Genomic DNA, 1093 nt, shown 5'->3' with positions numbered 1-1093 from the left:
AACCAAGTTCTAGCCGCTTTTCAGGGCGATTTCCGCGCGTTTTCATGCCTTTCGGCGCTCAGTGGGCGGACTCCGCCCTATACGGTCGACAAACGCCAACCGAAAATCGTCGCCATGCGCGTCAGGTTGTAGGCCGCGAAAGTGAAAATCGTTTGCGCTCTAACCTTCGCCAAACCGACAAAGCGCGCCTTGCGCAGACCACCGATTGTCTTGCTCCAACCGAATATCTCTTCGACCAGCTTGCGTTTTTTCAGACTCACCTCGTAGCCCTTGTGGCGCGTCGTTCGGGCATCGATGGCACTGTGTTTCTTCTGCGCGACGTGCGGCGTAATCTTCAGTTCGCGCAGCTCCTTGACGAACTCTGCGGCGTCATAGCCTTTGTCGGCACCCAGCGTCGAACCGGCTTTCGTCATGCTCCGTTTTGCCATCGTCAGCGCCGCGTCACGCTCGGCCGTGCCGGTCGCCAGCGTCGTTTCTGCATCGACCACCAAACCGTTGCGGTTCTCCATCAGCGCATGGCTCAAGTAGCTCATGCGGGACTTGTCGCCTTCGCTTTTCTTATACAAACGGGCGTCCGGATCGGTCGTCGATTGATGCGTTTCGTTGGAGCGTTTTTCCCCCTTGAAATCAACTGTGGCGTTGCGTCCACCATCCTCGGGCGGCTTGCCGCTGCCATCCTTTTTTACGAAACTTTTCATCGATGCCCATGCTTCGATCTGGGTGCCATCGACCGTGAAATGTTCGTCCGAAATGAGCTCCTGCCATTCTGCGATAAGCAACACCTGGGCGAAGAAACGCTGCGCCATGCTTTCGCCGAACAGGCGGTCGCGGTTGGCGCTGAAGGTCGAGTGGTTCCATACAGCCTCGTCGATATTCATGCCGACAAACCAGCGATAGAGCAGGTTGTATTCGATGTGCTGGACGAGTTGGCGCTCGGAGCGGATCGTGAACAAAGTCTGGATCAGGCTCGCTCTGAGCAAGCGTTCGGGCGCAATCGACGGCCTGCCGCGGCGCGAGTACAGAGGTTCAAACTCGGCACTCATGCTCTGCAAAATCCCATCGACCAGAACGCGCAATTTGCGCAGCGGATGCT

1 protein-coding gene is annotated in these 1093 nt (G+C 57.3%); it reads right to left on the bottom strand.

Annotated elements, in window-relative coordinates:
* Positions 1-77 precede the first annotated feature (77 nt).
* Positions 78-1093 (bottom strand): IS5 family transposase (locus tag ACP7DD_RS26520; RefSeq protein ID WP_426178388.1); only part of this gene is annotated, 1016 nt, incomplete at its 5' end.

The organism is Massilia sp. TWR1-2-2 (assembly GCF_049897565.1).
GTDB lineage: Bacteria > Pseudomonadota > Gammaproteobacteria > Burkholderiales > Burkholderiaceae_D > JAFCUW01.
Note: the sequence above shows the minus strand (reverse complement) of the source record. Positions and strands in the feature narration are given on the sequence as shown.